This is a genomic window from Ligilactobacillus faecis (genome assembly GCF_029889745.1).
GTDB lineage: Bacteria > Bacillota > Bacilli > Lactobacillales > Lactobacillaceae > Ligilactobacillus > Ligilactobacillus faecis.
Window position 1 is genome coordinate 591821 of record NZ_CP123639.1, and the last position, 16385, is coordinate 608205.

The following is a 16385-nucleotide window of genomic DNA, read 5'->3' on the forward strand; positions in this document are numbered from 1 at the left end:
GACTACTTGGTACGACTTCTGTTGCTTATCATAATACTGATTTTATGAGACCTTGTCAACTGTTTTTTAAAATAATATTAAACTAATATTAAATCACAATAATTTAGCTAATTCAAACCCATAAGCACTGCGCACATCTTCTAAAACAACGAACGCCTGCGGATCAAGTTCTTCGATCTTACGCATCAATTTGACTGTATCTTTAGCTTCACAAATACAGTAAATAACTTTTTTCGGCTTTTGACTGACATAGCCTGTTGCTTCCAACAACGTGATCCCAGTTTGGTTGAGCTTCGCCAAAGCGCAAGCGATCTGCGCACTTTTATCAGAGATGATCATAAATGAGCGTTTGACGACAAATACTTCGAGCATTTTATTCAAAACATACGCTGAGATATAAAGCTCGATCACCGTCAAAAGCATATTTTCAAAACCGATCACCACGAAGGAAGGGACAGCGACTAAAAGATCAAAAAATAATAAAGCACTCCCAGTTTTGATCCCCAAAAATTTATTGACGATCTTAGCTAAGATCGTACTGCCAGCGATCGTGCCGTGCCCTTTGATGATGATCGCCATCGCAAGCCCCATCAAAACGCCGCCACTGATCGCTGCCACAAGTGGATCATGTAGTTTGAAGTGCCACAAAGCAGTAAGACGCAAACAAACTGAGATACTCCCCACCGCTACAAGGGTATAGAAAACAGTCCGTTTGTCTAAAAGTTTCCAACCGACAAATAACAATAAGCCATTCAAACACAGATTCGTCAAACTCGGTGGAAGCTTCAACCAGTAGTAAAAGATCGTCATCAAGCCTGTTACACCGCCTTCGCCTAAATGGCTCGGCAATAAAAAGCAGTTGATCGCTACAGCATAACAAAATGCCCCGCAGACGTTCAAACTCAAAGAAGAAATAAACTTTTTAAGCATGTGTTTGTTCATCCAATTCAAGTTCTAGGTTGAATTCTTCAGGGTATTTAGCTTGCGCGCGCCCACTCAAATAACCTTTGATCAAAGCGTAGATCTCGGCTCGCGCTGTCGCATTGAGATTTTCCGTTTGAAAAGTCAGCTGTGCACTAGATGAGAAAAGTTCGCTCAAGTCAAACCCATCATAGGAACGTCCGCTCAAATAATCGAGCGAGACTCCAAAATATTCTGCAAGTTGGCGCACTTCTAAATATGAGGGCGTCGTCGTACCTCGCTCCCATTTGCCGATCTGTGAAGCCGTCTTTTTGCGTTTAGCATACGGCACTGCCATCGCATTCAATTCTTTTGCTAGTTCAGGTAAAGAAAGCCGAGCTCCTGTGCGTAAAGCTCTCATTCTTTCTGGAAACATCCGATCACCTACTTTGATTTGATTACTTTAATTTTAACATTGATCGCGATGCTTGTTAGCCTTTTTGTTGCCGAAAAAGCGTGTAACCATATTCCGCGCCACACAACAACGTCAAAAGACTTAGAAAGCCTAGTGGATCGTTTTTTTGCCAAAAGAGGCCTAAACAACCCAAACAAAAGATCACTAAAAACCAGAGGAGATCTTTTAACTGTAACCGATACTTTGCTTTATTGTAGACACTATTGCTAAATGTTCCTAGATAAAAACCTAAAAGGCTCAAGATCGTTATTCGAAAAAGAAAATCACGCGAAAAAGTTGTTTCAGTGATAAATAAGACACTGACTGTCAACGTCAAAAGGCTCAAGATCAATAAAGCATGGCTATACATCAGCGTAAAACCACGGGTCTGTTGGTGATGATCACTTAACTCTTCGATCTGTAACGTATAAGTTCCAAATAATGTGAGCAAAAGAAGAAAAACTAGGATCGAAGCAGGCGCAAAGAGCGTTCCTTTAAAATAGCTCGTGATATTGACAACTGCTTCTCCAAAAGTGATGATGATCAATAAACTCAAACGCTCAACTAAATGTGGAAAATTGACATTTTCCGCAGCAAAAGAACGATAGATCACAAGGGGCGCAAGAAAGCCGACTAAATAACCGGCTTCAACAAAATAAAGTCCGTGAGTATAACCTAGGAAAACACCGCTTGCGATCAAAAGTGCTTCAAGACTCAAGATCCCTAAAAAAGCACGCACATCTAATTTTTTACGTTCGGTCTGGGAAACCCCCAAAAAATATTGGATAAACAAAGCTACTATGATCACAAGCATCGCTTGATTGAAACTTTGAAAAGTTACCGTCCAATCAGTATTGATGTTATTTGCAACTGAGATCATCGCAAACATCGTCACTAAAAGGCCCCCACGATCAAACGCTCTTTGCATTCCAAAACGATTGATATAGACAGTTTGATATAACCAAACTTGGATGATCACGATCACTACCAATACAAACTGTAAGTAGGTCGTCAAAGAAAGCCCACCATGATGTGGATGATGGATCATCGCCGTCATTTTTGCGACAGCATAGACAAAAACAAGATCATAAAAAAGTTCGAGCATCGAGACTTTTTTGGCAATAATTTTATTCATAAATTTCCCCCTAGATCATTTGCTAAAACTTTTGTTTTATCATACTAGGAAGCGTTTTTCTTGTCAATTTCAACTAAATTTAAAAAAATTAGCTATTTATTTTAATTGATTCTTGCTTTTCTATTGCTTATTTAGTGATAACAACGTACAATAAACTAGTCTTAACTTACAAAAAGTACATTAATAAAGGTGGTGGCTCAAATGTGGCAGATAGTTTGGTCTTCATTGCCGCAACTGATCAATGCTGGGATCAAGTATACGATCCCCCTTGCAGTTATTTCGTTTGCTTTAGGGTTGATCCTCGCATTGATCACGGCTTTGATCCGTATTTCACAGACTAAAGGTCCATTTTTGATTATCAAAGCAATTTTCAGATTTTACGTCTGGCTCTTTCGGAGTACGCCTCTGATCGTCCAGTTATTTATCGTTTATTTTGGTTTACCATATCTCAAGTTAAAGGGGATCGCTCCTGACGGGATCAAGTTAGAACCATTTACCGCTGGGATCATCGTTTTTACATTGAACACTGGAGCGTATGCTTCTGAAACGATCCGAGCTGCGATCGAATCGATCCCTAAAGGCCAATGGGAAGCAGCCCAAGCTATTGGAATGACCCGTTATCAAACGCTCTTTCGGATCATTATCCCCCAAGCGGCGCGAGTCTCACTTCCGCCACTCTCAAATAGCTTTATCGGGTTGATCAAAGATACTTCACTTGCTTCAACGATCACGATCGTTGAAATGTTTGAAGTCAGTCAGCAGATCGCCGCGGAAAATTATCAACCTTTAGTAATGTACTGTACGGTGGCTGCCTTATATGCGATCTTGTGTACGATCTTGTCTTTTATTCAAGGTTGGCTCGAAAAAATAACGACACGTTACGTCAAACCACAGATCTAAGGGGGCAGTCAAAATGTTAAGACTTGAAAATGTAACTAAAACTTTTGGGAAGCAAAAAGCTCTCAAAGATATCACAACAACTTTTAAAGATCACGAAACGACCGTTTTAGTTGGCCCTTCTGGTTCAGGTAAATCAACTCTTTTACGTTCTTTGAACTTATTAGAACGACCTGAAAGTGGGTTGTATGATTGTGATGGCATCCAACTTGATTTTGCTAAAAAGATCACGAAAAAAGAAACACTTGCTGTCCGTCAAAAAACGGAAATGGTCTTTCAAGACTATAACCTTTTTCCACATTTAACTGTTTTAAAAAATATTATGGAAGGTCCAGTCCACGTTTTAAAAGAAGATAAAAAAACAGCCGAAAAGCGTGCGTTAGCATTATTAGAAAAAGTTGGCTTAAAAGATAAAGCTTTAGCTTACCCAAGTCAGCTTTCTGGGGGGCAAGCTCAACGTGTGGCGATCGCCCGTTCATTAGCGATGCGCCCGCGCTATATTTTACTAGACGAACCGACAAGTGCTTTAGATCCTGAGCTTGAGCTTGAAGTTTTAAAAGTCTTACTTGAACTTGCAAAAGAAAAGCAGTCGCTCATCATCGTGACGCACAACTTAGAGTTTGCTCGGCACGTAGCCGATAAGATCCTCTTTATCGAAGCGGGAAAGATCTTTTTTGAAGGAAAAAAAGACGATTTTTTCAATTCAGACAACCAGCGGATCAAGGACTTCATCAATGCAATGACACTTGATGCTTTATAAGAAAGGAAAAATTAAAGATGAAAAAAACACTTAAAACACTTTTAGTCACAACTGGACTTTTAGGCTTAAGCTTTAGTTTAGCCGCCCTTAAACCAACAACAGCTAAAGCAGCTGAAAAGCTCCCTACTCAAACGACCAAAGAATTAAAAGATAAAGGAACTTTAACGATCGGACTTGAGGGAACTTTTGCACCTTACTCTTACCGTAAAGATGGGAAATTAACTGGTTTTGAAGTTGAACTTGGCAAAAAGATCGCTAAAGAGATGGGACTCAAGGCTAAATTTGTTCCAACAAAATGGGACGGTTTGATCGCTGGGGTCGATACTGGAAAATTTGATATCGTCTTAAATAACGTGACGATCACAAAAGAACGCCAGGAAAAATACCTCTTCTCAAAACCATACATCTACTCCCATTTTGCTTTGATCACAAAGAAAAATGCTGATCTAACAAAATTAAGTCAGATCAAAGGGCAAAAGATCGCGGCTGGAACTGGGACTGATAATGCGCTTGTTGCTAAAAAATATAACGCTGACGTCGTTCCATCTTCTGACTTTACGACTTCACTTGATTTGATCAAACAAGACCGCGCTAAAGGTGCGATCAATTCGATGTCAGCTTGGTACGCTTATAAAAAAGATCACTCAACTAAAGGTCTAAAAGCAACTGATGTTTCCAGTGAAGAAGATCCAGCTAAGATCGGTGCTCTGATGGCTAAGAAAAATACTGCGCTCCAAAAGAGCGTCAACAAAGCTCTCGATAAACTTAGAAAAGACGGACAATTAGAAAAACTTTCTAAGAAATACGTCGGAGGCGACATCACAAAATAAGCGCACATAAAAAAGAGTGGTACGGATCCTAAGTACCACTCTTTTTGTGTGAGAAAAAATCTCAGAAAGCCCTTCACTAAAAGGGAGCTAATTTCGCTCAATTAGAGCCATCTCTGTAAAGCTCTTAACCAAATAAAAAATCCCCAGTTATCGGAACCAACGACAAACTCGGGGAGTAGAGGAAATATACTGTATCAACTAACTATAACTAATTAGCCTGTTAAGTCAATTTATTTATATTTAAATGATACTATACTAATAATGAAAACGCAATACAAAAAAATACACTTAAAATATTTTTAATGGAGACTGGAAATTTATGTTAATCGTTACCAGAAAAAACAAGCTATTGTCGAGAAATACGACAATATGGATGAAAAGTTCTATATCCAACTTTTTTGCGCAAAAAAAAGGACATTATGTCCTCTCGTTTACAATGGATCCACCATAAACTAATAATAATCTCTGAAGTAAAATCGGCAGCATTGACCTAAAAGTTCAGTACTAGCGCTTTATTCGCAAAATCCTCCCGAATACTAAGTCGTTTTCATATCTTCCAGTTAACTGGACATGCTTTAAATAGCCCTCGAATCGTTCTCACTAGATCATTGAATAAGCTCTGCCTAATATAGACGAAATACTATGAATTTTATTTTCGTATCCATATCATATCTTTCTAGTGAATACTGCTTTACCAAATACTTTATATACTTATTTTCTGTAAAGTACCTATTTTGCACACTGTACACGAATAAACTTCTTCAATTCTGGTGATTTTTCAAGATCAAATTTTCGCGCAAAAAAATGACCTAATTCAGTCGCATCCTCTAATCTATGTTCATCGCCATCTTGCCACACATATGGGGAACTACCAGATAGGCCTTCTTCCCACCAATTGATATATCTTAAATTTCCTTGTAACTCATCTGGCCGATCATGAAGTTCAGCCTGTAAATAAAGCTTATCTTCCATTTTTTCTCTGGATATCATCGTTGGTATAAAAACTTCATCACAAAGCACTGAGCGCTTAAAAACGTGCTCAATATATTTTTCATTTTTAATAAGCATTTGGGCTGCTTCATCATCGATCGTGAACCATTGCGATGCATACCCCACTTCAGTTAGACCATTTTGGGCTAACCAATTTTTCTTTAACATTTTTTGGATCTTGACGCCCAATCTATCTGCTTTTTGATAAAATTTCCCTAATGATTTTACACGTAAATTTTTGCTTTGCATTCGATTGAAATAATGTTTATATTTTACGCGCTCATCAATTTGATTTTTCTCTTTGATTTCTGAACTAACATTTGAAATGAAAATCTTATTAGGATGTTGATCAAAAAATGCATGGATCTTATCTTGTGATACTAAAGGAAGATCACTTCCTGACAGAAGATGATAATATTCATAATGCCGTTTTCCCGCTTCTTCTAGTAAAATCATTTCTGCTTTTATAAGGCTATAATCGCCCCAGCGAACATCTATTCTTTCAACTAACCGCACTTTAGAGACACTACAAGCACTTTCTAACGCTTTAAGTTCAGACGGTGATATTGTAGCTTTTTTATCGATCATTAAAAAAATATCGTTACGCTCGTCGTCTAATAAGCCAAGTAAAAATTTAAGTTGTTCAAAATTATTATGCGCCATTATCAAATATGCGTGCCTCTTCATTTTCAATACCCTCTCGTAATATAAATTTTTAGGGGACATCTTCGATACCCCGCAAAAGATCAAATAAAATATTTCTCAATATATCCAGATTTACCTTCGATATTGTGGTCCACCTAAGATAAAATTCATTAGGAAAGGATCCTTATAAGTAGTTATATTCCCCTTTGTTGCCTGACTTCTTAAAAAGCATAGTGCCTAGACCACTGTTACATGCCAACACGATGTTTGTTGCGTCACTTGTTGATCGAATACGGCAATAGGATTCTGCTATGCGAGGATGTTATAGCCAGTATTATCTTGGATAGCCAATAGTATCGAAACCACGATCTCAGTAAGAAGACATATTCCTGAATAGAGAGTTCTGTCAAAAGAAAACTAACGAGCATTTCCCATAACATAATAAGCACAAACAAGCTGTCATTATAACCGCGCAAAAAAATTTACGCGTCTGGTTTACACCCTAACTAAGTGAACCGTAACTCTATATACCAAATGCTAGAATCAGTCTTAGCCGAAGAGTTCCCAAACTAGGGCGTGAGAACTTTTTTCAAATCCGATCACGATCTAAAGGTACTAAACATATCCTTTTTAACTACCTATATTGAATATTCTCTCTTTTTTTATCCAATGTGCTTTATTTGCTCAAAAGAAGAAAAATTTCTTTTTCTTCTTTAGCTTTTGATAGTCCTTTGCAAAAACTGGTTCAGAATTTAAGATATTCTCAGCATTTTTTTCAAATGAATATGCTACTTCTTCACCAAAATCAGCACCGATTTTCTCTAGAGCTTCACGTAAAACAAAATTACGTCCACTAAGAACATGTGCATCAGAAGCTACAACTTGAACTAAACGGTTTGCTACTAGTTTTCTCGAAAATTCGGCTACTTCTTCGCCAAATCCTCCGATATAACTTGTTGCCGTTACTTGGGCTAAAGCTCCTTGCTCAATAAATTCATATAAAAGATCCGGATTTTTTAAGATCTCTTTGTTACGTTCTGGGTGAACGATCATTGGGATCGTTCCGATTTTTTGTAGTTCAAAGATCAACCGCTTTGTATACGCTGGAACATTACCATGTGGTAGCTCCAATAGCATGTACTTTTTACGTACATCTGCCCCTAAAAGATCAGCATATTTCTGTATCAATTCACCATTGATATGTACTTCTTGACCAGGAAAAACTTTTAATTCAATATTCCGCTCATCTAACTCTTGCTGGAAAGAATCAACTGCTTTAAGTACATCTTCCTTATGATTAATATAATTTCGATCCAAATGGTGGGGTGTCGCTAAAATATGCGTCACTCCATCTTTTATTGCAGCATTGGCTAACTGTAACGAATGCTCTAAATCAGGCGAACCATCATCGATCCCGGGTAAAATATGACAATGTAGATCTACAATTTTTTCAAAATTCATTGATCTCACTTCTCACTTGCTGTTTTGCCGTAGTAACCATAATAACCTGCTTCATCACTATTAACATCATTTAAGATCGTCCCGATAAGTTCACCGTGAACATGTTCGATCAAGTTAACTGCTCTTCGAACATGTTCTTTTTCAGCAACATTTTCACGAACTGTCAGGATCGTTCCATCGACTTTAGTTGCTAAAATCTGTGCATCCGTTACAGAAAGAACAGGTGGAGCATCGTAAATAACAAGATCAAAGGCTTCTTGTAAACTATAGATCAATTTCTCCATTCTTTTTGAACCAATTAATTCAGAAGGGTTAGGAGGAACTGGACCGCTTGGTAAGACGTACAATCCTTCAACCGAGGTTTTATAAAAAATATCATTGACACTTGTTTTGTGTTCGGTTAAGAAATTCGTTAGTCCAGTTGGGTTACTTATCGCAAATGTTGCATTGATCGTTGGACGTCTTAGATCTGCGTCTACAAGCAAGACTCTTTTACCTTGTCTTGCAAAAGAAACTGCCATATTAGCTGCAACTGTCGACTTACCTTCAGAAGCCGTAGCTGAAGTCATTACGATCGATCTAAATGTTTTATCAACACTTGAAAATTCAATATTTGTACGAATCGTATTGAATTGTTCCATGTTCACAGATGAAGGTTTAGCTACAGTAACTAGATAAACCCCTTTTTCCATACTATTAGTATCAAGTTCTCTTTTTTTCTTTTTAAATAGCTTCATTTTTCAATACCTCTCGCTACACTCGTCTATTATCTTGCCAATTACCTGGATCTTTTTCATCCTTGACAACAACTCTAGCCACATTATAATCTCTGTCACTCAAGTTTAAGTGATTTACTTTCCCCAAAATCGTCAAGCCCAGCTCTTCAACAAGGAACTCTTCACCATTGATCGTTGTATCTCTCATTTCAGCAATAAATGCGATCATTAAGCCGACCATTAAGCCAACAAGAGCTCCTAAAGCAAGATTCAATTTTTTCCTAGGTGAAACTGGATCTGTGTCAACTGTAGCTTTATTTACAATCGTAACATTATCAACTTTCATGATCTTTTTGATCTTACGGGTAAAGACATCCCCGATCATATTGGCAATATCTGTAGCAACATATGGATTTTTATTAACAACTGTTACACTAATAACTTGTGAGTTATTTTCATTAGAGATCGAGATATCACTCTTTAATTGATCGATACTACCAGTATAATTATCTTTTTGTTTTGCTTCTTTCAAAACATCATTCAAGATAACACCTTTTGTCAAAACATCTTTATATGTTCTGATCGCCTGTAGGTCAGCTTGCTGTACATTATATTGAGCGGCTACGTCATTTGTCCGTTGATTAACTAAGAGATCAACAGTCGACTTATATTTAGGTGTCATAAAACCAAATGTCACTACTACTGCAACTACGATCCCAATGCACATCCACGTAATGATCATCGCCATATGCTTCTTAAATATATTTAAATACTGTGTAAAACTTATAAAATTCTCTTTATTATCCATCTAAAATTTCCTCTTCTTTACTAAAAATAAATTATGTTAGCTTTTGACAAAATGTAGCTTTATTTGAAATAACTAAAAACCAAGCTAAAATAAATACCAATAACAATGAACCATAAACGATCAAAATAAATAATATAGCAATGACTACTAAAGAAAAGATCCAGATTTCATTTTTATATTTGATCCCCATTACTAAAACTTTTATCATCGGATAAGCATATAGAGCTGTCAAATATATCCCACCATATGCCAACATCGCTGACCAACCTAAGCTATACCAAGCTTGGTTCATTCCCATATACATATAGAAACGTTCTGCCGCCATAAATTGTTGGATCGAAGCTAAATTATCTAATCCTGACCCCATAAATGGATGCAGCAACCAAGCATAATATCCAGCTCTAAAATCATCTGCTCTCAATGATGTTGATAAAGTATCGTTAGATGATTTAAAGTTTAAGATCACTATGAAAATATATACTACTACAAGGAGTAATATTGGGATGAACGTTCTTAAAATAAGTTCGTACTTATTGCCTCTAATTTTCTTTAAGAAGTACCACAAGATCACAAAAAGTGCTACAACAACAGCCGTAGTCGAAAGCGTGGTAAACATTGCTACCAATAAATAAACTGTCTTCCTAGAATGATCTTTTCGGACAAAATATCCGTAAGTAAGCGCAATGATCAACACAAATGCGTACATTGGTGCTTCAGGATAAATACCAGAATTTCGAAAGATATTGATCCCCATAAAATTATATGTCTGACTCTCAAAATAGATCTTTAAAAAATTTTCAGTACTGCGATATCCCCCCCAAAAATATTCTGTTTCACCAGTTGTTGGAATAATCCTTAAAACTGAGATCAATAGCCAACATACAATGCTAACTATCGCTAAAACAACTACTAATAAATAAACTTTGTCGATCACCCCATTGATTATCGTATGTTCTTGAGAATTTTTGATCCCCAAATAGATCACGAACAAGGCAAAGAGCATGATCACTAACATATAGGTGACACGATCGAACTCACTGTATACGCTAGCCGCATAGAGATAATATATCCCTAATAAAATTACATAGACCATCACTCGCAGCAATAGTAAACTCAATTCATTTACGCTGACCCTATTAGTCATCAATTCAACAGTGATCGCAAGGCAAAGTAGAACTAACACTACTGCATAGATATATTTGGCAGGATAAACTAGACTATAGATACTTGAACTACATACGATCAAACTTCCCGCTATCAAAAATTCTAAGATGGAGATCAGTTGTTGCCATCTCGATTTTTTTTCATAGGTTCCCAACTAGTTCACACTCCCACTTTTCACTTGTCCTCTCAACTTTTTGATCAAAAAATATAATCTAGTTTTCAATAATAGATACTTGACCTTATTCTTTTTATTTATTTTACCATTTGTTTCATAAAAACGCTGATCGATCTCATTGATCAAACTCGCTGTATATTTACTTCCATAACTTTGATCCAAAAACAAAAAAAGCATGTTTAATTCTAAATTGATCAATCTATGACTCACTGCTGGATAATTTTCAGCTATGTAGGTCGCGATTTCTTCTAAATTTAACTTAGTATCCAAATAATCTTGATATTTCCAAGTTTTAGTGATCGAATTCATATTATTTTGATAATAATAGTACAAATGCTTATCTAGGTATCCTATCTTTTGGCTGTTTCCTAATAAGCGATAGGTCGTCCCTAGATCCTCATAAGTTCTTCCCTCAGGAAAATAGATCCCATTATTCTTGAATAGATCTAATTTTGCTAAACTCGACCAAGCGTAGTTACCAAACCGGCAATCAAAAAGAGCGGTTAAAGCTTCGTCTGGTGTATATAAACCATCAGGTCGATCGGAGAACCATTCTTGTTTTTTATATTCAGTTGAACTTTGAGCTAGATAGAAATCAAAAAATACCATATCTACCTGCTTTTCTTCTAAATAATCAACACACATTTCAATTAGCTCAGGGGCGATCCAATCATCTGGGTCTAAAAAATAGATATATTTCCCTGTTGCCTCATCTATCCCTGTATTTCTTGCACCTGAAAGACCTTTATTTTTTTGGTTGATCAATCGATAACGCTTGTCTTTGGCTACGATCTCTTCTAACAATTTTTGGGTGTTATCAGTCGAACCATCATTTACAAAAATTACCTCATAATTACTATACGTTTGTTGTTCTAAGCTTTCAACACAGCGTGCGATATAATTTGCAACATTATAGGCTGGTATTACGATAGAGACTAGACTATCAGCCATTATTTCATCCCCCCAAGATTTTTTTAGCTACATAGGAGCGTTCTCTAGTTCGCGTATCAAATACTGGCAAATACTTGATCTTCTTTTGTGGATCATGTTGTAACCATACATTGAAGAGACGTTCTGATAAAAAACCATATATTCTTGCTTGATAATCATCATAGTCTTTGATATCAACTCTAATTTCAACTTCTTCTAAAATATCAAAAAGCCATTGACAATACTTATCGAACTCTTCTTTAGAAGTGTAACACATATTGAATTGACTAAATTCGTTCCCTGCTAAAACTCTATCAAATGTTGCTGTATATTCTGGATAAATTTCAGAAATGACATCCCTAGTAGTTACCAGATCTTTTTCATAATGGAAGTTGACATAATTTTCATAAAGATCTTTTTCACCATCTTCTAAGGCGATCTTTTCTGGAACGATCCAGTCATTTTCTTCTAAATATTTATCTAGCCGAGCGATCTTTACCGGATTTACCCAACCTTTGAACAAAGCTTCTGCATATTCTGTTAATTTGCTCTTATCTGAAAAATATCGTCTATAGTGAGAGACACCTACATTTTTCTTGTCTGAATTTTTCCAGATCCAATACATTCCTGTAAGCTCACAGTAATTCTTATTTTTTTGTGAAATATTTTCTTCAGTATCATCATACAAATAATTATCGACACCTTTTAAATTGACCCGATTACTAGTAGCTCCTACTAATAAGTTACTATAGCCTTCAGGTAATTTATAGCTATTTTCCTTATGTGTCATTACATACATTGTCACTTTCTAGTCCTCCAATTTGGTTACAAAATCGTTGTAGAATTCCTTTGTTCCCCAGCCCTTTGTTTTTTGTTTCAACAACTCTGTCATTTGCTCGCGTTTTTGCTCATCATTAGCCAACATTCGTAATGCATGCGCAATATTATCACTTATTTTAGCATCAGGTTCTAAAATAATACTTGATCCACGCTCAGCATATTCTGGTGTCCCACCAGTATTTGTCGTTATCAGGGGTTTATATGCACTTAAAGCTTCAATGATCGTCAAAGCCGCAGGTTCATCCCACATTGATGGTGCAGCTACTATATCAGCTAAAGCCAGTATATCTGGCATTTCTTCATAATTTATAAATCCACTAAAGACGACACGATCTTTCATTTGATCAGCCAACTCTTTGATCTCTTCTTCATAAGGGCTTTTCATCCCACTACCAAAATAATAGCTACCTACGATCAATAACTTCGCCTTGATGTCTGGCACTTGTTTCCAAGCTAAAAGCAATTCTTTGATCCCTTTTTCCTTATTTAATCGTCCTGAGAACAAAACTACTAATTCGTCATCTTTTATGTTAAATCGTCTTTTCAATTCTTTTTGACGCTCAACTGTTAGCTTACGTCTAAATTTTTCACTATCGATCTTATTACGTAGAACATCATACTTGATCGTACTATCTCCGACTGTGTCTTTTAAGGTTCCATTGATATAATTGCTAACGCCTAATACTTTATGAGTGTTTAAGATCACCTCTTCACAGCCATACATGCTTTTTACGACATTATGCAAGTGATAGTAGTAACGACCTGCATATTTAAGATAATTCTTACGTTTTTTCAACGTCATGAAAAGAGTAGCATGATTTTCTAAGACAACTTTATCATAGTCATTTTTTTTCAGAGCTACTGATACTTTATCAATAAAATGCAGCCGTTGCAAAATATATCTATATGACATCCCTTTCGATTTTCTTAAGATCTTAGTACAGATAAAATAGATCATCAAGTCAAGTAATTGAATTATCTTTGGTGTTTTGATAAAGCTAAACGTTGTATTTTTATACTTTTTGCTAAACTCTACCGCCTTTTCGTCGTAGGAAGAGAATATATGGAACATTAATTTTTTCTCTTCTTCATTTTCATCTATCAAATTCTCGACCAGGGCCTCAACTGCCCCACCCCTAGTGGCTGGAACTGGAAAATATCCCGTAGTTACTACCGCTATCTTTTCTTTCATCACATAACTCCTCTAGTTGCTACTTATTATTGCTCCTTAATCTATAGAAGACTGGTCTCATATATATTTGAAAACCTGCAGCTAGTATCAATACTAAATGTTTCGGTAAAATTTTGACTAGCCTTTTGAATTTTTTAGGTTTTCGACTCCTAAAATCATCTTCAGTCCAATCACTTTTATCCCTATAACTGATCCACAAATCTTTCAATGGATGAGTACATCCTACTTCCCACGGTCTTTGTGTCATAAAGCTACTAGTATAATGAATGATGACTGGATCTTTCTTCGCAACTGCGATCTCTTCTTGACTATAGAAAGCATGGGGACTGCGGTAAAGCTTTAACTCAGCATAAGTAAGCTCATATAACACTGATACCATATTGTAGCGTGGATCTAATACCTTAGTTCGATCACTTAAAACTGCATTTAGCAATCCTTGATCTCCTTGCTGTATTTCGCCACCATATTGATTCATTACAGCTAATAAATCATCTTCAACATTGAATGAGCGCCACTTCTTCAGATCGATCAACATGATGCCTGAATTAAACATTACTGCATCTTCAGCTAATCCTACATTTCTCCGATAATACTTACTAAATGCGTCATTAAAAGCACCTATGATATTACCGTCTAAGTCTAAATTCCATAATTCGCTCAGACTACTTACTATTAACGTATCACAATCCAGATACAGCACCCGATCGATTTCTTCAGAAAATATCTCCGATAAAAAAATTCTAGCATACTGACTAACTGAACCCCTATCGGTATTTACACGCATACCTATCTTATTTTCAATATTCGTGGCAACTACCCAATTAGGGGTCGACCTTCCATATTTTTCACAGAGATCCTCTATCTTTTTCTTATTTTTGCTAGAAATATTAGTATCTAATATTGTTAATGAAATATTTTTTGCATCTTGGTTATTTTCAAAAAGAGATAGTATTGATATTCCCATAATTGGGGCAAAATTATCGTCTGCGGCATACACTACATTATATGAACTATGTTGAAACATTTTTAATTACCATCTCCCATTTAAAAAATTAGTTCCTTTTATTAAGATAAGCTATATTGTATGTGGCGGGCGAAATCATTTGACTTCGATATTTGATAAATAGACTATAATTACAAGAAACAACATTTTTTCTAAAAAGCCCTAGAATTTCTTAAAGATACCACCAGATATATTCAACAATGATCTTTTTTCACAATACGAGCTTTGTAAGCATACTATATGTTGGATCCTATATTTAAGTAAGCCCCAGCCTCCATTTCCTCTAAAATTTTTGTGCGTCAATCACATTTAAACATCGCCTGCTCTTTTAATGGTCGCCACCAATTTTCATGCTCTAAATACCACGCTACTGTCTCGGCAAGTCCAATATCAAAAGTATATTTAGGGCGCCATCCCAGTTCAGACTCGATTTTTGTAGGATCGATCGCGTAACGTCGATCATGGCCTAAACGATCACGGACATGTTCGATAGAATTTTCATCAAGTGCTAACTCTTTAACGATCATATTTCCGATATCATTGTTAGTCCGCTCATTATGCCCACCAATATTATAAACTTCGCCCTTACGCCCTCTATGTAATACAAGATCAAGTGCTTGACAATGGTCATAAACATGGAGCCAATCACGAATATAATTACCATCACCGTAAATCGGTAATTTTTGTCCATCTATTCCATTTGAAATCAGCAAAGGAATCAGCTTTTCTGGAAATTGATATGGACCGTAGTTATTTGTGCAACGTGTAATATTTACATTTAAGCCATAAGTTTCATAGTAAGCCTGAACAAGTAGATCAGCTGAGGCTTTACTTGCGGCATATGGAGAATTAGGCGCTATTGGGGTCGATTCATTAAAATATCCTGTTTTACCTAAAGTCCCATAAACTTCATCCGTAGAAATTTGCAAATACTTTTTGATCGCTAATGCTCTAGCAACATTCAAAAGCGATACAGTTCCTTGAACATTTGTTTTTACAAAAATCTCTGGTCGTAGTATCGAACGGTCAACATGGCTTTCAGCAGCAAAATTAACGATCGTATCGATATTATACTTTTTAACTAAATATTCAACTAATTCTTGATCAAGAATATTTCCGTGTACAAAAAAATAATTAGGGTTCCCCTTTAAATCGTCTAAATTATGTATATTTCCCGCATAAGTTAAAGAATCTAAGTTGACGATCCGATATCTTGAATATTTATTTAATATATAACGTATAAAATTACTACCAATAAATCCTGCTCCACCAGTTACAAGTAAGTTCTTCATTGCTTAGTCTCCTCGTAAAACATTTCCGAAATATAACTATTCTTCTGAGATAAGATCAATTTATAGGTATGTAGTAATCAGCATAGTTTTTTAACGATTGACCTTTTTACATTTTCGGCAATAAATCACCTCTGAGGCTCGATAATTTTCATCTACTTACACCGTATTATGATTACATATATTTTCATAAATT

At 36.1% G+C, this 16385-nt stretch carries 16 protein-coding genes; 3 read left to right on the plus strand and 13 right to left on the minus strand.

Annotated elements, in window-relative coordinates; all coding sequences use genetic code 11:
- Positions 1–93 precede the first annotated feature (93 nt).
- The 3 genes from QFX10_RS03000 to QFX10_RS03010 are packed head-to-tail and all read right to left on the minus strand — an operon-like array spanning position 94 to position 2489.
- On the minus strand, positions 94–930 hold the full coding sequence (locus QFX10_RS03000) for a YitT family protein (protein ID WP_280606743.1): 837 nt from the start codon (positions 928–930) through the stop codon (positions 94–96).
- On the minus strand, positions 923–1336 hold the full coding sequence (locus QFX10_RS03005) for a helix-turn-helix domain-containing protein (protein WP_280606744.1): 414 nt from the start codon (positions 1334–1336) through the stop codon (positions 923–925). Before QFX10_RS03005 ends, QFX10_RS03000 begins: the two co-directional genes overlap by 8 nt.
- 55 nt (positions 1337–1391) lie before the next feature.
- A complete protein-coding gene (locus tag QFX10_RS03010; RefSeq protein WP_280606745.1) occupies positions 1392–2489 on the minus strand; it encodes a low temperature requirement protein A in 1098 nt (365 codons plus the stop codon).
- A gap of 201 nt (positions 2490–2690) precedes the next feature.
- Here QFX10_RS03010 and QFX10_RS03015 point away from each other — a divergent pair, with 201 nt between their 5' ends.
- The 3 genes from QFX10_RS03015 to QFX10_RS03025 are packed head-to-tail and all read left to right on the plus strand — an operon-like array spanning position 2691 to position 4976.
- Positions 2691–3389 (plus strand): amino acid ABC transporter permease, encoded by a 699-nt coding sequence (locus QFX10_RS03015; RefSeq protein WP_280606746.1) that lies wholly within the window; start codon positions 2691–2693, stop codon positions 3387–3389.
- A 13-nt stretch (positions 3390–3402) separates the two neighbouring features.
- Positions 3403–4146: an amino acid ABC transporter ATP-binding protein gene (locus QFX10_RS03020; RefSeq protein ID WP_280606747.1), complete on the plus strand. Its 744-nt coding sequence runs from the start codon at positions 3403–3405 to the stop codon at positions 4144–4146.
- 17 nt (positions 4147–4163) lie between these two features.
- The gene (locus tag QFX10_RS03025) at positions 4164–4976 is read left to right on the plus strand and encodes a transporter substrate-binding domain-containing protein (RefSeq protein ID WP_280606748.1); all 813 of its coding nucleotides are present in this window, start codon (positions 4164–4166) and stop codon (positions 4974–4976) included.
- A gap of 729 nt (positions 4977–5705) precedes the next feature.
- On the opposite strand, the gene QFX10_RS03030 is transcribed toward QFX10_RS03025, so the two are convergent.
- The 10 genes from QFX10_RS03030 to rfbB form a co-directional block, all read right to left on the minus strand.
- Positions 5706–6692 (minus strand): beta-1,6-N-acetylglucosaminyltransferase, encoded by a 987-nt coding sequence (locus QFX10_RS03030; protein ID WP_280606749.1) that lies wholly within the window; start codon positions 6690–6692, stop codon positions 5706–5708.
- Positions 6693–7295: 603 nt separating this feature from the next.
- On the minus strand, positions 7296–8072 hold the full coding sequence (locus QFX10_RS03035; RefSeq protein ID WP_280606750.1) for a tyrosine-protein phosphatase: 777 nt from the start codon (positions 8070–8072) through the stop codon (positions 7296–7298).
- Positions 8073–8077: 5 nt separating this feature from the next.
- Complete coding sequence (locus QFX10_RS03040; RefSeq protein WP_280606751.1) at positions 8078–8809, minus strand: CpsD/CapB family tyrosine-protein kinase; 732 nt, start codon at positions 8807–8809, stop codon at positions 8078–8080.
- Positions 8810–8825: 16 nt separating this feature from the next.
- Positions 8826–9596: a YveK family protein gene (locus QFX10_RS03045; protein ID WP_280606752.1), complete on the minus strand. Its 771-nt coding sequence runs from the start codon at positions 9594–9596 to the stop codon at positions 8826–8828.
- A gap of 31 nt (positions 9597–9627) precedes the next feature.
- Positions 9628–10842 carry an O-antigen ligase family protein gene (locus QFX10_RS03050; RefSeq protein ID WP_280606753.1) on the minus strand — a complete coding sequence of 405 codons (1215 nt, stop codon included), beginning with the start codon at positions 10840–10842 and terminating at the stop codon, positions 9628–9630.
- Between the two features lie 72 nt (positions 10843–10914).
- Positions 10915–11886, minus strand: a complete 972-nt coding sequence (locus QFX10_RS03055; protein WP_280606754.1) for a glycosyltransferase family 2 protein — start codon at positions 11884–11886, stop codon at positions 10915–10917.
- A 4-nt stretch (positions 11887–11890) separates the two neighbouring features.
- Positions 11891–12664, minus strand: a complete 774-nt coding sequence (locus QFX10_RS03060; protein ID WP_280607222.1) for a DUF4422 domain-containing protein — start codon at positions 12662–12664, stop codon at positions 11891–11893.
- A gap of 9 nt (positions 12665–12673) precedes the next feature.
- The gene (locus QFX10_RS03065; RefSeq protein ID WP_280606755.1) at positions 12674–13897 is read right to left on the minus strand and encodes a glycosyltransferase family 4 protein; all 1224 of its coding nucleotides are present in this window, start codon (positions 13895–13897) and stop codon (positions 12674–12676) included.
- Between the two features lie 19 nt (positions 13898–13916).
- Positions 13917–14921, minus strand: coding sequence for a glycosyltransferase family 8 protein (locus QFX10_RS03070; RefSeq protein WP_280606756.1), 1005 nt, complete (start codon positions 14919–14921; stop codon positions 13917–13919).
- A 278-nt stretch (positions 14922–15199) separates the two neighbouring features.
- Positions 15200–16192 (minus strand): dTDP-glucose 4,6-dehydratase, encoded by a 993-nt coding sequence (gene rfbB, locus QFX10_RS03075; protein ID WP_280606757.1) that lies wholly within the window; start codon positions 16190–16192, stop codon positions 15200–15202.
- Positions 16193–16385: the final 193 nt, after the last annotated feature.

Excerpts from the sequence above, each read along its gene's own strand:
- QFX10_RS03000 (WP_280606743.1), bottom strand. The coding sequence starts at position 930 with ATGCTTAAAAAGTTTATTTCTTCTTTGAGTTTGAACGTCTGCGGGGCA.
- QFX10_RS03005 (WP_280606744.1), bottom strand. The coding sequence starts at position 1,336 with ATGTTTCCAGAAAGAATGAGAGCTTTACGCACAGGAGCTCGGCTTTCT.
- QFX10_RS03010 (WP_280606745.1), bottom strand. The coding sequence starts at position 2,489 with ATGAATAAAATTATTGCCAAAAAAGTCTCGATGCTCGAACTTTTTTAT.
- QFX10_RS03015 (WP_280606746.1), top strand. The coding sequence starts at position 2,691 with ATGTGGCAGATAGTTTGGTCTTCATTGCCGCAACTGATCAATGCTGGG.
- QFX10_RS03020 (WP_280606747.1), top strand. The coding sequence starts at position 3,403 with ATGTTAAGACTTGAAAATGTAACTAAAACTTTTGGGAAGCAAAAAGCT.
- QFX10_RS03025 (WP_280606748.1), top strand. The coding sequence starts at position 4,164 with ATGAAAAAAACACTTAAAACACTTTTAGTCACAACTGGACTTTTAGGC.
- QFX10_RS03030 (WP_280606749.1), bottom strand. The coding sequence starts at position 6,692 with ATGTCCCCTAAAAATTTATATTACGAGAGGGTATTGAAAATGAAGAGG.
- QFX10_RS03035 (WP_280606750.1), bottom strand. The coding sequence starts at position 8,072 with ATGAATTTTGAAAAAATTGTAGATCTACATTGTCATATTTTACCCGGG.
- QFX10_RS03040 (WP_280606751.1), bottom strand. The coding sequence starts at position 8,809 with ATGAAGCTATTTAAAAAGAAAAAAAGAGAACTTGATACTAATAGTATG.
- QFX10_RS03045 (WP_280606752.1), bottom strand. The coding sequence starts at position 9,596 with ATGGATAATAAAGAGAATTTTATAAGTTTTACACAGTATTTAAATATA.
- QFX10_RS03055 (WP_280606754.1), bottom strand. The coding sequence starts at position 11,886 with ATGGCTGATAGTCTAGTCTCTATCGTAATACCAGCCTATAATGTTGCA.
- QFX10_RS03060 (WP_280607222.1), bottom strand. The coding sequence starts at position 12,664 with ATGTATGTAATGACACATAAGGAAAATAGCTATAAATTACCTGAAGGC.
- QFX10_RS03065 (WP_280606755.1), bottom strand. The coding sequence starts at position 13,897 with ATGAAAGAAAAGATAGCGGTAGTAACTACGGGATATTTTCCAGTTCCA.
- QFX10_RS03070 (WP_280606756.1), bottom strand. The coding sequence starts at position 14,921 with ATGTTTCAACATAGTTCATATAATGTAGTGTATGCCGCAGACGATAAT.
- rfbB (WP_280606757.1), bottom strand. The coding sequence starts at position 16,192 with ATGAAGAACTTACTTGTAACTGGTGGAGCAGGATTTATTGGTAGTAAT.